Genomic DNA, 13,266 nt, shown 5'->3' with positions numbered 1-13,266 from the left:
AGGTTCCACCATGCCCGCGGCCAGAAGCCATCCCACCGACAGCACCGTGGCCCTGCTGCGCGAGGGGTACGCGTTTCTCCTCCACCGCAGCGAGCGCGACCACACCGACGTCTTCGAGACCCGCCTGCTGGGGCTGCCTTTCCTGTGCCTGCACGGCGAGGAGGCCGCCCGGTTGTTCTACGACCCCGAGCGCTTTGAGCGGCGCGGGGCCGCCCCGCCCCGGGCACAGAAGACCCTCTTCGGGCAGGGCGGCGTGCAGGGCCTGGACGGCGAAGCCCACCGGGCGCGCAAGGGGATGTTCATGTCCCTGATGACCCCGGACAGGTTGCGCGACCTGGCGAGGCTGACCACCGCGCAGTGGCACGCGGCCGCCGTGAAGTGGGAGATGCAGGACCGGGTGGTGCTGCTGGACGAGGTGCAAGAGCTGCTCTGCCGCGCTGTGTGCCGCTGGGCGGGCGTGCCGCTCACGCCGGCGGAGGTGACGCTCCGGACGGCGGACTTCGCGGCCATGATTGACAGCGCGGGCGCGGTGGGACCCCGGCACTGGCGCGGCCGCCTGGGGCGGGCGCGGGCGGAACGCTGGGCCGGAGGCCTGATCCGTCAGGTGCGCGCGGGTGACCTCGACCCGGACGAGGCGAGTGCCCTGCGTGTGATCGCGCTCCACCGGGACCCGGCGGGAGAGCTGCTGGACGAGCACACCGCCGCCGTGGAGGTGCTGAATGTCCTGCGACCCACGGTGGCGGTCGCCTTGTACGTGACCTTCACCGCCCTGGCGCTGCACGAGTCCCCGGAGGCCAGGCGCGACCTGCTCAGCGGCCGGGGGGCCGGGGAGCACTTCGTGCAGGAGGTGCGGCGGTTTTATCCCTTCTTCCCCTTCGCGCTGGCCAAGGTCCGGCGGGACTTCGAGTGGCGGGGGCAGCCCTTCCAGCGGGGACGGCGGGCCCTGCTCAACCTGTACGGCACCAACCACGACCGGAGGCTGTGGGGGGACCCCGAGCGGTTCCGCCCGGGGCGCTTCCGGGACTGGAACGGCAGCGCGTACAACTTCATCCCGCAGGGCGGTGGGGACCATGTCCAGGGGCACCGCTGCGCGGGCGAGTGGATCACCATCGAGTTGATGCAGGGGGCGCTGCGCTTCCTGACGGAGGAGTTGACCTACGTGGTGCCGCCGCAGGACCTGCGGGTGAGCCTCACGCGCTACCCGGCGCGGCCCGCCAGCCGCTTGGTGCTAAGCGGGGTCCGGCGGAGCGGTGGCCGGGCGGGCGGAGCGTGAGCGGGCCAGGCCAACTCACCCCGGAGCAGGCGACCCTGCTGATCCCGCTCGTCGCCAAGGCGAGCCAGAACACGTGGCGCGACCCGATCCTGCGCGACGAGACGGCCGCCCAGGTGCTGCGTCGTCTGGGGCGGGCGGTCCCGGCCCGGCCCGCCCTGCGCGGCGACGCCTTCGGGCTGGCGCTGCGCGCCCGGGCACTGGACGAGTGGACGGCGGCCTTCCTCGCCCGGCATCCGGCGGCCACCGTGCTGCACCTGGGGTGCGGGCTGGACGGGCGGGTGGACCCGGTGCCGGTTCCTCCCGGCGCGCGCTGGTTCGACCTCGACCTGCCGGAGGTGATCGCGCTGCGCCGGACCGTCTACCCCCGGCACGAGGGACCGGGCTACCGGATGATCGCCGCTTCGGTAACGGAGGGAGGGTGGCTGCGGGAGGTGCCACAGGACGGGCCGGTGCTGGTGATCGCGGAGGGACTGCTGATGTACCTGCCGGAGCCTGAGGTGCGCGCGCTGCTCACGCGGCTGGGGGAGATGTTCCCCGGAGGGGAGCTGGTGTGCGACGCCCTCAGTGGGCTGGGGGTGCGCCTGGGAGGGTGGCACCCGGCCCTGCGCGCGTCTGGCGCCACCCTGCGCTGGGGGCTGGAGGACCCCCGGGAGGTGGAGACCTGGCCGCCAGGCTTCCACCTGCTCGACGACGTCAGCCTGCTCGATCTGCCGGGGTTCGCACGGTTGCCCAGGGTGGAGCGGGCGGCCTGGCGGGTGCTGCGCCGTGTCCCGCTGTTGCGGAGGGTCCACCGCTTGCTGCGCTACCGCTTCCAACCACTCGGTTAGGCCAGCCCGTTCCAGCGTCCTCTCCACGTCCACCGCATGCCTCAGGCGAAAGACCATCTCCAAATCGAGGAGCCCCTACGCTCGTAGGCCGCCCTGGGGCTGCTGGCCCTGCTCCTGCTCACCTGCCGGACCCATCGCTTCGGCGGGTGCTGGGAGGGTCAGAGCGAGTCAGGCGTCACACGGATGGGCGGAGCAGGAGGAGGTCACGACCACACGCGCAGAGGGTCGGGAGGCTTGGCCGGAGACCCATCAGGGCGGCACCGTCTGGGTGGGGTTTCCGTTCATCCGCCTGCGGCAGGGCCAGCGGGCGAGCCCACCTCCCCGCGCTTACAGCAAGATCTCGGACAGGGCCGAGCCGTTCCCTGGCTTCCAGCTCATGGAGCTGTACCCGCCCACGTCCTTGATCCGGTAGTTCCCCTGCCGAAGTTCGGCGCTCAGCTCCTCGAACAGCGTGTGGAACGAGTCGGCGACCACCCGGGGACGCGGAAGGTCCAGGCCGAAGATGACGACCTGCCCCCACACGCCCGACGCCGACGGGGCCAGGTCGAAGCCGAGGAAGTTCCCGGTGTTGTCCGTGAACAGCGGCACGTGGTGCGGATTCGGTTCGTACGCCTGCGTGCGGCTGTCCAGGTCCTCCACCGGAACAAGCCCCTCGCGTTCCAGCGCGTGAGCGACGCTCCGGGCGTGGCGGGCGATGTCCTGCGCACTCATCAGGGTCAGCCCGAACAGGATGCGGTGCCCGGCCCGCTGCCCGTTGTGCGTGGCGAGCACCTGGTGGACGTCCTCGGGAAGCGGACTGTTCAGCGCCGCGGTCAGGGCCTGGAGGTCCGCCGCCGTGGCCGGTGGGGCGAGGCCGTCGAGCAGCCCCGGCGCCAGGTCGGAGACACCCTTTAGGAAGGCTGTCCAGGACACGGGAGCGTTCTCCTGCCCGAAAGAGAAGGGGCCGAGCCTGCGCCACGACTTCGGAGACCACCCCTCACAGCCCGCGCACCCCGATTCTTTCCAGCCCGACGTTCAGGCGCTCGCGGGACAGACCGCCGCGGTCCACGTGTTGAACGACGCCCTGCCGGTCGATGAAGACGGTCTCGGGAATCCCGCCCACGCCGTAGTTGATCGCGGTTTTGGACTGAGGGTCGCGCAGGCTGGGATACGCGAGGGCGAACTCGCGGATAAAGTCGCGGGCGTTCTGTTCCTTGGTCTCCTGGAAGAGGATGCCGATCACGGCGAGGCCCTGTCCCGCCGCCTGCCGCCCACTGAGTTCACGGAACAGAGGCGCTTCCTCGCGGCAGGGCGTGCACCATGACGCCCAGAAATTCAAGACGACGGGCCGACCACGCAGGTCCGCCAGACGAACCGACGCACCGTCCAGGCTCCGGAGGGCGAAGGCGGGGGCCGGCTTCCCGACGAGTGGTCCGCCGCTGGTCGTGCCGCGCGCCGGGTTGAGCAACGCCGCACCCAGGGTGGCCGCGAGGACGGCGGCGAGCACGGGTGGCAGGAGGCGTCGCCACAGGGCCGCCGGGACGTGAGCGCCGGGGGAGGCTGAATTCACGGGGAAGCTCCCCTCCTGCGGGCCGGGAAAGCCCTTTCCCCGGTCGGCCGCCAGGCCACAGTAAGGCTCTCAGGGCTTTGCCAGAGCAGGCGAAGCCCGGTGTGCCGTGACTGGGGCCTGCTCGGGCACCGAGTCGGCGGTGGGTGAGGATGAGGAACGGCGCCAGGGGCGAGGCCCAGCGAACAGGTCAGGTACAGGCGAGGAGACACTGGGCACATGATATCTGTATAACTGTACAGACACCATGAGAAGAGTCCAGGGGTCGGCGTGTTCCCACGCTCCCTTCGCCACCGGGCGAGGTTGAGCAGCCTCACCCGTTGGGGGGCGTGGCGACACGCGCCAGGCACGGCACCACGTACGCGTCGAGAATCACATCACCGGTGGACTCGAAGGCACGCTTGGCGCAGGGGGAGAGGGTCATCCCCTCCACACAGTCCTTCTCGTCCTCGACCAGCTTCTAGAGACCTGGAAGCTGACTTTCGAGGCCGCGCCAGCGGTTGAGGCTCTTCGTCTTCCACGGCCAAGGACACGCGTGGTCATAACCCCGATCTCCCCCCAGGTCTTTGACGAAATGGGGGAGGGGGGAGACGCCGCCATGGACTTTCAACCGTTCGACGACACCGACCTCGCTCAGGCCCGTTCCTGGCCCGGCTGCCCGCAGACGCACGTTCCTCTGAAGCCGAACGCGCCGCCCACCCATTGTTAAAGAATGTACGTCTGTACAGATTTCCATAAGGCCTGGACACTGAACGTCAGGTGCCGCCCTGAACCTCCACTCCCGTCAGGAGAACCCGACCTTGCCGCGTCCACCGATCGCTCCTCCCGCCCCTGGCCTGCACCTCGGGTTCACCCGGGGCGACTGGATCACCCTTGGGGCCGCAGCTTCGACCCTGGTGCCCTTTTCCCTCGTCCGCTTCGGCGGCCTGGCGCAGGGGCACCCGCTGCTCACCTCGCTGGTGCTGGGGGTGGCGATCATCGCCGCGGCCTTTTTTCTCTCGTGGGCGACGGAGGGTCTGGAAACCGTGGTGCCGCAGTCCGTGGCGCTCGCCCTGCTCGCCCTGATCGAGGTCGCCCCCGAGTACGCCTTTGAGGTCCTGCTGGCCTACCGCGGGCAGACCGAACTGGCCGCAGCCAGCATGACGGGTGCCAACCGGCTGCTGCTCGGCCTGGGCTGGCCCCTGATCATGGTCGTGGCGTTCCTGAGCGCCCGGCGCCAGGGCCAGCGCTTCACGGAAATTGAACTCGACGCGCGGAACGCGCCCGAACTGCTGTTCCTGCTGCTCGCCTCCCTGTACGCCTTCGTGCTGGTGCTGAAGCGGTCGTTCAGCCTGCTCGACTCCGTGGTCCTCGTCGCGCTCTACGTCGCCTACATCCTCACCGCGTTCCGCCAGTCCAAGCGGCGGCACCAGGCACCGGCCCGCGTGCTCACGGAGACGGAACTCAGTGCGGAACTGGAGGAGAACAGCGAACCCGCGGAGGACGCCGACGAGGAGGACGAGGGCCGGGACATCGGCGTCGCCGCCCGCGTCAAGCGTCTCCCGCCCGGGACGCGCACCCTGGTTATCAGCCTGTTCCTGCTGGCCGGAGCGTACGTGCTGTTCTTCGGGGCGGAACCCTTTATCGACGCGGTGCTCCAGGTCGCCCGGCAGGTGGGCGTCTCGCAGTTCATCCTGATCCAGTGGGTGGCTCCCTTCCTCTCGGAGTTTCCCGAGAGCCTCACGGCGTTCATCTGGGCGGGCCTGATCGTGTTCGCGGGCAAGGGGTTGAGCAACCTGATCTCCTCGAAGCTCAACCAGTGGACGCTGCTGATCGCCGCGATCCCCCTGGCGTACAGCGTCGGGCAGGGGCACGTCGCGCCGCTGCCCCTGACGGCCCAGTCGGTGGACGAGGTGTTCCTGACGGCCGCGCAGTCCCTGTTCGGGATCTCGCTGCTCCTCACCTTCCGGTTCACCCTCCGGGGCGCGCTGACGCTCGCGGGACTGTTTCTGGTCCAGTTTTTCATCCCGGTCGAGGGGGTGCATGTCGCGTTGGGCTGGCTCTACCTGGCGCTCACCGCGGTGTTCCTGCTGCTGAACCGCAGGCACCTGCACCTGGCCGAGTTGCTCAGGGCCGGGCGCCCTGGAAGGTAGGCCCCCGTGCGGAACCGTGTGGACCCCCGTGATGCCCAGGCGGCCCTTGGCCTCGTGCTGGCCCTGCTGCTCCTGACCGCCGTGAGCGTCTGGGACAGGCGAGAAGACCAGCGGGACCGGGTACCCCACGGAGGGCCCGCCGCCTCCACCCCTCCTCCGGCAACCAGCAGCCCCCTTCCACGGGAAGCGCCGAGATAGCAGGGCATCGTGCCCCGAGGTTGACCCCACCCCCGAGTGGCCGTGATCATGAACCGCTTGCCTTCCTCCCCCACGCCACAGAGTCCGTGGCCGAAGTCCTGGCCGCGGCTCGTGATCGCGGGGAGTGCCGGAATGGTGGCGGCGTTGGTGCTGCCCGTTTCCCCGGCAGGGGTGATCCGGGCCATGTTGGGCTGGGACGTGGGCGCCCTCACCTTGCTCGCGTTGACCTGGCACTTCATCCTGCGCTCACCCCCCGAACGCACACGGTACGCGGCGGCCGCCGAGGATCCTGGCCGGGCGGCTGTGGGCGCCAGTGTCCTTGTCTCCAGCGTCGTGAGCCTGATCGCGGCCGCCTGGGTGATCGACGGTGCCCAGCGCCTGTCTCCCGTAGCGCCCGGGGTTCCGATCACGTTCGCGGTCGTGGCAGTGGTCGGCGGCTGGTTCCTCACGCACACCACCTACGCCCTGCGGTACGCGCACCTGTCCTCCAGCGGTGGGGATCAGGAGGCCGGGCCGGACGGTGGTCTGGAGTTCCCGGGCGACACGTCACCCGCCGCGCTCGATTTCGCGTACTTCGCTTTCGTCCTCGGCATGACGTTTCAGGTCTCGGATGTGGCCGTCTCCAGTCCGGTCATCCGGCGGGTCGCGTTGTGGCACGGCCTGACCGCCTTCTGGTTCAACGTGGCCCCATCCTGGCCCTCACCCTGAACGTACTGGGCAGCCTGGTTTGACGGGAAGAAGCGGCCGGGACACTCCCACCCAGGCGGAGCAACGTGGCACACGGAGGGGTTGCTGGCCGAGCAGGAGTCCAACCGCTGAGCGGCGCGCCCCAGTCAACCTGGGGGCGCGCCGCTCGGCTCCAGCGCTTTATTTGGGTCGCACCAGGGTGATCTTGCCGCTGCCGGTGCGCTCGTCGAGCTGCGCGACGTACAGGTGGCCGGTCGAGCGGTTCTCGGTGAGGTCCAGCGGGCTGGGGTTGAAGTTGGTGAGGCCCGTGATCAGCGTGTCGGCGCTGACGATGTCCTGGTTCGGCCCGCCGGGGGTCAGCACGATGATGTCCTTGCCCGCGCTGTAACGCACGACGAGCAACTTGTTCTTCAGGGTGGAGTTCTGGGCGGTGGTGTACTCCTCGATCACGCCGTTGGCGGAGGCGTGCTCGCCGAAGTCGTAGGAGAAGCCCCGGTAGTTGCGGTCGGGCTGCACCCCCACCGCGTACCCTGCCCCCGAGGTGGAGGCCACGACCTCGGCGGTGTCCACCCCCGCCGTGGGGTTGCCGCCGTTGAGCACCCACTCGCAGCGCTGGGGATTGGGGTGGCCGTAGTAGCCGCCCGGCACCACCCGGAAGAGGTAATCATGCTGCCCGCTGACCCCGCTGAGCGCCGGGACCGCCGGGCCGGTGTAGGGGCCGCCCTCGCGGGTCTGGCAGGCGGCAGGCAGCGTCGCTGGGGTCCCGGGCGTGTTCCCGCCCGCCGCCGAGCCGTTGGTGGGGACGTAGAGCTGCCCGTTGGTGTGCCACACCATGTCGTAGGCGTTGCGCATCCCCGAGGCGTAGATGGTCACAGGCGCGCCCGCCGCGTAGGGGTTGTACAGGCCGCCCTCCGCCGTCTTCACGTCCAGCGGCGGGTTGGTGATCTTGGAGAGGTCCACCCGCAGCAGCGCGGCGTTCAGCACCCGCTCGGGCCGGTTGCCCCAGGCGGCGTCGGGGGCGCCCATCGCCGTATTGCTGGCTTGCAGGACGTACAGGGCGTTCGGGTCGCCGGGCCGGAAGGTGATGGAGTTCGTCTCGTGGTCACGGATCGAGCGCGGCAGCCCGACCACGTAGTCCTGCACGTTCTCCAGATTGGGGCCGCTCAGGCGGGTGATCTTGCCGCTCCAGTCGGGCGCGTTGGAACTGCCGTCCCAGAAGTAGTTGTTGCTGATCCACAGGGTCAGGTTGTCGGGCGTGGAGGTGGGGTCGAACTTCAGGCCGATGATGGTGCGCGGCCCGCCGTTGGCCGTCTGCACCGAGGTGATGGTCTGCGGCTGGGTGAGCGTGCCGTCGGACAGGATCCCGAAGCGCAGGATCTCGCCGGTGAGCGTCCCGGCGTACAGCTTGCCGTCCGGTCCCATCTCGACCGCCGTGTACGGCATCGCCGGGACCGTGGGCAGCGCGACCTGCTCGAAGGCGACGTTGCTGCTGGACCCGGTGCTCGACCCCGTCACGAAGGTGGACCGCAGCGGCAGGAAAGGCACCCCGCTCGTGTCCTTGACCCCGGCGGTGACCTCGAAGATGTACCGGGTGTTGGCATTCAGGGGCGTGTTGGGCTTGAGCACGATCACGTCCCCGCCGCCCGAGGTGTTGAGCGTGGCGGGCACCGCGACGTTCGTGCCCGCGTCGATCAGCCGCACCGTCGAGGCGGTCAGGGTGTTCACGTCCACGCCGCTGTTGGGCAGGTTCACGTCGGCCGTGATGGACGCGGTGGTCGGCACGAGGGTCTCGGCGTCCTGCGGGTTGGTGACGCGCACGCTGGGCTGGTCGCCGGGCTGGATGGTCACGTAGTCGATCTTGGTGTTCGTGCCGCCGCGCGCGTCCACCGTCAGGCGGCCGTCGGTGACGCCCACGCGCACCGTCGAGGTGATGAACTTCTTGGACGCGACCGGGTTGTAGCGGGAGATGGCGAGCTGCCCCTCGACGTTGATCTGGTGCTGGCTATCCAGGCTGTTGCTGGCGTCCCCCACGGCGACCGTCACGCTGTACACCCCGTTGGGCAGGGCGTATTCCCACGCGGCGGGCGTGCGCACGGCGGTCGAGCTACTCACGTTGGCGGGGAACTGCATATGGGCAAAGGTGTTGAGGCGCCCGTCCACCCCGGCGAGCGCGCGGTCCCGGGTGTTCGGCGTGATGTCCAGGGGCACGCTGGTCCCCGTGCCCACGCTGTCCTCCCGGATCCAGCCGAAGCCGCGCGCCGCGTCGAAGGCCGCGCCCGTGTCCTTGGTGTACCCAGCGGGCGTGCCCGAGCCCGCTGGCTGGAAGTTGATCAGGATGCCGCCCGCGGGGAGGGTGGAGGCGGGGTTGACCGTGACCTGAGCGCTGCCCGACTTGCTCGGGTCGAACTTCGAGGTGGCGGTGATCGTCACCGTCCCCTGAGCGGCAGCGGTGACCAGCCCGCTGGCGCTGACGGTGGCGACCGCCGGGTTGCTGCTCGTCCAGGTGACGTCCGAGCCGTACGCCCCGCTGCCCTGCACGTCGGCCGTGAACTGCCGGGTTCCCCCCACCGACAGCACCGCGCTGCCGGGGTTGACCGTCACGCTGCTGACCGTGGGCTGGGTCACCGAGCAGCTCACCTTGGCGCTCGCCCAGTCGGCGTGGTCGTAGTTGATGCCGTCGCCCGCGTCCGTCACGGCCAGCGTCAGGCGCTGCTTGCCCGCGACGTCCACACTCACCGAACGGGCCGGGTCGCGTCCGGTCATGATCCCGCTGTCATAGACCTTGGTGCCGTCGGTGAGCACCTGGAACACCACGCTGCCGCGGTCCCCCACCTCGTCGTCCACGCCCACCTCGGCGGTGAAGGTCGAGCAGGTGCCGCTCAGGTCGTAGGTGAGCGTGGAGGCGGCGTGCACGCCCAGCCCCTTGGGATAGGTGGTGCCGCCGATGCTGAGGGTCTTGCCGTCCCCGGCCGCATTCTGGCCGTTGCTGCGGTCCTTCTCGTAGGGACCGTAGCCGTTGACCGGGGTGCTGACCGGCGTGAGGTCACTCAGGAACTTGTCGCCCGAGGTCGCGGGCACCGAGCAGCCGAGCAGCCGGGTGGCGGCCCAGTCGGCGTGGTCGTAGTTCATCCCGTCACCCGCGTCGCGCACGACCAGCCGAAGCTGCTGGACCCCGTTCAGGGGCACCGAAATGGCCTTGGCCGCGTCGGTCCCGCGCATGACGCCGCTGTCGTAGAGCTTGGCGGTGGTGCCGTTCCAGACCTCGAACACCACGCTGCCCCGGTTGCCCACCTCGTCGTCCACGCCGATGCTGGCGGTGAAGGTGGTGCATTGGCCGGGAAGGGTGTAGCGGATGTCGGAGTTGGCGTGGGCGCCTAGGCCCCTGGCGTAGGTCACGCCGCCGATGGTCAGGGTCTGACCGTCCCCGCCCTTGTTGGTGTTGTTGCTCTTGTCCACCTCGACCGGGCCGTAGCCGTTGGAGGCCGAGTCCCAGTTCCCGCTCGTCAGGTCGAGGTCGGTGGGCTGCCCGGCCGCGCTCACGGCCAGGCCGCGCCAGGGGTAGCCCTGGTCGCCGGGGTACGGGTTCGTGCTCGGCACCGTGCTGGTCCACGAGTAGTCCGTGCCCGGCTCATAGGGGTAGGCCGCGACGGGGTCGTTCGCGTCTGGCGTCCCGCTCCCCGGCGACGAGGAGCAGGCGGCGAGACTCAGGGTCAGCGCGAGGGTCAGACCAAAACGCAGGGAGAGGGTGGAGCGCGGTGAACGTTGGGGCATGGGGCATCCTTTCGGAGCAGCCGGTTCCGCCGTCCCCGGAGGTGAACGGGAAGGCGGGGCCTGGGCTGGGTGGGCCGCACGGTACCTCACCCCGCGCTAACACTTCGCTACTGAACCCGGAGCCTGGCTGTCAGTGCGGGCAGGCGGGAACGGGCACCGCAGGACGGGGAGCGCGGTGACCGCGGCCAGGACGCGGGAATGATCTGTAACGACAATTTAACTGTAAGTCTGTACAGATGTGGTGTAACCTGCTGGCGATTCATGACGCCTGCTCGTGTTCCGTCCCTGTACAGTTCGGCCGGTTGCCTGGACCAGCCTTTCGGCGACCTGGAGGGGAGGGCGCCTGGCCCTGACCTGCCCTCCGGTGGGCGTCCTGGCTGCGTGGCCTGGGCACGGAGGGTCTCGTCGCCCTTGTGCCCGGTGGCCCTCTTACGGACCGCTGGGCCGCTTCGGGTATGGAGACGCCAGCCAGCAGGAATCCACTCAGGAACGCCCATTTCAACCGGCACGGCTCCCGGCACGTCTTCCCGCCCGGCCCCGCGACCTGCAGAAGACAGGCGGCGCCTGAAGAGTCCGGAGGTGCCTTCCAGGGGTTCCGCGCTGACCTCCCCACTCCGGGTGCTCCGGGCCGTCACCCTCTCCTGCGGCCTGCTCAGCTCGTGGGCCGCGGCCCAGACAGGCCCTGTCCAGGCCAGCCCATCTGCTCCGGGCGTCAGCACGCCGGGTATTGCCGGAGGCGCCCCCGGTTCCACCGGGCCAGGGACATCTGCGGCCGCCGGGGTGGCCTTCGGCAACCCACGCTCCAGCAGTGACCGCGGCACGACGCGGGTGGTGTTCGACCTGGCCGCGGGCATCACGTACCGGCTCACCCCCACCTCCGGGGGGTTGCGCCTCGACGTGTTCGGCGCCCGGGTGGTGTCCCAGACGCGGGCGGGCCTGGGCCCCAGCGTGACGGGATACCGGGCCGCCGGACATCAGGTGCTGCTCGCCACGCCGTTCCCACTCTCCTCCTCGGACGGGTGGCGGGGCAACGAGGCGACGCTGGCGAGCGGCGCACGCGTCCTGATCCTGGATTTCGGGCCGACCCTGGTGGGGGGCCCGGGCGATTCGCTCCGGGCACTCGCCCGCCCGGGCCCCGTGCTGTCCGCACCCCGGACGGGGGCAGGCAGCCTGACCGCCTCTTCCCCGAACGGCCTGGCGACGGCCGCCGCGCCCCCGCGTCCGCCTGCACCGGTGGCCGCCCGCCCCGCCGTTCCCGAGGGCCTGACCCCCAGTGACGCTCTGGCCGCCACCTCCGGGGTGGCCGCGCCGGCACCGCCCCCCGCCCCCCGCGTTGCCGGGCCAGGAGCTGGGGCAGCCCAGCGCCCTGAGCGGGCAGGCCCAGGGGGCGCTTCAGCCCGGGGCCGCGCTCACGCCGCCCCGGCTGGGCCGGAACCCTGGGCTGACCCGGGTGGTGCTGGACCTGCCGCCGGGCACCCGCTACCGCCTGGTGCCCGGCGGGGTGGGCCTGCGGGTGGAGCTGAGCGGCGTGAGCGCGCCGGCCCTCTCCGCGCAGCAGGTGACGCCTGAGGTGCGGGCCTGGCGCGTCGAGCCCACGCCGGACGGGGCCCTGGTGACGCTGCTCACCGGCACGCCCCTGACCGGGCGCAGCGGGTGGCGCGCGCAACTCGTGCCGCCGCTGGCGGGCAGCGACCGCTCCCGCCTCGCCATCGACCTCTCCCCCGCGCTGGCAGACCTCACGCCGCTCATGCCCCGCGAGCGGGTGGTGGCCGCCGTGCCGCCGATGTCGGCCCTGCGCGGCACGGCGCTCCTGGCCCCCAGCGTGGCCCGGGTCAAACCGCGGGTGGTCCTCGACCCCGGGCACGGCGGCCGTGACTCCGGGGGCGTCGGCGCGGTCGTCGAGAAGCAGGTGGCGCTGGACGTGGCCCTGCGGGTGCGCGACCTGCTGCGCGTCGCCGGGGTGGAGGTGGTGATGACCCGCGAGACCGACCGGGAACTGGCGCCGGACAAGGCCACGGACTTGAACCAGCGGGCGGGGCTGGGCACGCCCGGCACCCAGCTCTACCTGAGCATCCACGTGAACGCCATGCCGCCCGCGAACGCGCTGAGGGGCTACGGGGTGGAGACCTGGTGGAATCCCAACCACCCGCTCTCCAGCAGCTTCGCGGCCCTGATCCAGAAGAACGTCATCACGGTCACCGGCGCGTTCTCGCAAGGCCTGAAAAACAATCGCTCGCTGGCGGTGCTGCGGGGCAGCCGCATTCCCGCCGCACTGATCGAGATCGGGTACACCAGTCACCCGGTCGACGGCCTCAACCTCCAGAATCCCACCTACCTCGACCGGGTGGCGCTCGGCATCGCCCAGGGCATCCGGGAGGCGGTGGTGACGGGCGTCACGGCGAGCGGCGGCGGGAGGTAGGGCGCGCGGGTGTCCCGGAGCTGGTGCACCCGGGGCCTGGTCTGGGGGTCAGGACAAGATTCCAGAATGCTGGTACGCTAGGAACTTAGCTCACATTCCAGCATCACGTGGGGCCCTCATTCGCGCTGCACGAAGGCCAACCGCACGCCCAGCGCCACGTACACGCCACCCATCACCCGCCGCTGCCACCGCACGAAGGACGGGTGGCGCCTGAACACGCCGGACACCGCATCCGCCAGCGCCGCCATCGTGCAGAACCACGCCAGGCACACCAGCAGAAGTGGCAGGCCCAACACCAGGAATGGCGCGACGACCGACCCCCGTTCGGGATGCAGGGGTGACACCAGTAGCGGCGTGAGAACGAACGGTAGGCTCTCGGCCACGCGGCTGAGGGCTCCCTTCTTCACACTGAG

The 13,266-nt window shown here is 70.6% G+C and carries 9 protein-coding genes; 5 read left to right on the top strand and 4 right to left on the bottom strand.

The annotated features are described in order from the left end of the window. Positions 1 to 10: 10 nt before the first annotated feature. Positions 11 to 1,273, top strand: a complete 1,263-nt coding sequence (locus tag DAERI_RS04165; RefSeq protein WP_103128162.1) for a cytochrome P450 — start codon at positions 11 to 13, stop codon at positions 1,271 to 1,273. After that, positions 1,270 to 2,100 (top strand): class I SAM-dependent methyltransferase, encoded by an 831-nt coding sequence (locus tag DAERI_RS04160; protein WP_103128161.1) that lies wholly within the window; start codon positions 1,270 to 1,272, stop codon positions 2,098 to 2,100. The genes DAERI_RS04165 and DAERI_RS04160 overlap by 4 nt, the downstream gene beginning before the upstream one ends. A 327-nt stretch (positions 2,101 to 2,427) precedes the next feature. Here DAERI_RS04160 and DAERI_RS04155 read toward each other — a convergent pair whose 3' ends face one another. Together DAERI_RS04155 and DAERI_RS04150 are read right to left on the bottom strand one after the other, a co-directional pair. Then, positions 2,428 to 3,012 (bottom strand): SMI1/KNR4 family protein, encoded by a 585-nt coding sequence (locus DAERI_RS04155; protein ID WP_103128160.1) that lies wholly within the window; start codon positions 3,010 to 3,012, stop codon positions 2,428 to 2,430. Between the two features lie 64 nt (positions 3,013 to 3,076). Further along, entirely contained in the window at positions 3,077 to 3,649 is a 573-nt protein-coding gene (locus DAERI_RS04150; RefSeq protein WP_103128159.1) for a TlpA family protein disulfide reductase, read from the bottom strand. 797 nt (positions 3,650 to 4,446) lie between these two features. Between DAERI_RS04150 and DAERI_RS04140 the strand changes: the two genes are divergently transcribed. Together DAERI_RS04140 and DAERI_RS04135 are read left to right on the top strand one after the other, a co-directional pair. After that, entirely contained in the window at positions 4,447 to 5,778 is a 1,332-nt protein-coding gene (locus DAERI_RS04140) for a calcium:cation antiporter family protein (RefSeq protein ID WP_165794062.1), read from the top strand. A 255-nt stretch (positions 5,779 to 6,033) separates the two neighbouring features. After that, positions 6,034 to 6,684, top strand: coding sequence for a DUF1345 domain-containing protein (locus tag DAERI_RS04135; protein ID WP_165794061.1), 651 nt, complete (start codon positions 6,034 to 6,036; stop codon positions 6,682 to 6,684). 159 nt (positions 6,685 to 6,843) lie between these two features. Here DAERI_RS04135 and DAERI_RS04130 read toward each other — a convergent pair whose 3' ends face one another. Then, positions 6,844 to 10,434 carry an NPCBM/NEW2 domain-containing protein gene (locus DAERI_RS04130; RefSeq protein ID WP_103128156.1) on the bottom strand — a complete coding sequence of 1,197 codons (3,591 nt, stop codon included), beginning with the start codon at positions 10,432 to 10,434 and terminating at the stop codon, positions 6,844 to 6,846. Positions 10,435 to 11,767: 1,333 nt separating this feature from the next. On the opposite strand from DAERI_RS04130, the gene DAERI_RS04125 reads away from it, so the two are divergent. Continuing rightward, positions 11,768 to 12,853 carry an N-acetylmuramoyl-L-alanine amidase family protein gene (locus DAERI_RS04125; protein WP_235610252.1) on the top strand — a complete coding sequence of 362 codons (1,086 nt, stop codon included), beginning with the start codon at positions 11,768 to 11,770 and terminating at the stop codon, positions 12,851 to 12,853. A gap of 116 nt (positions 12,854 to 12,969) precedes the next feature. Here DAERI_RS04125 and DAERI_RS04120 read toward each other — a convergent pair whose 3' ends face one another. Continuing rightward, positions 12,970 to 13,260 carry a hypothetical protein gene (locus DAERI_RS04120; protein ID WP_129117515.1) on the bottom strand — a complete coding sequence of 97 codons (291 nt, stop codon included), beginning with the start codon at positions 13,258 to 13,260 and terminating at the stop codon, positions 12,970 to 12,972. Positions 13,261 to 13,266: the final 6 nt, after the last annotated feature.

The organism is Deinococcus aerius (assembly GCF_002897375.1).
In the GTDB taxonomy this organism is placed as follows: Bacteria; Deinococcota; Deinococci; order Deinococcales; family Deinococcaceae; genus Deinococcus; species Deinococcus aerius.
This window is presented reverse-complemented; position numbering and strand designations above follow the sequence as displayed.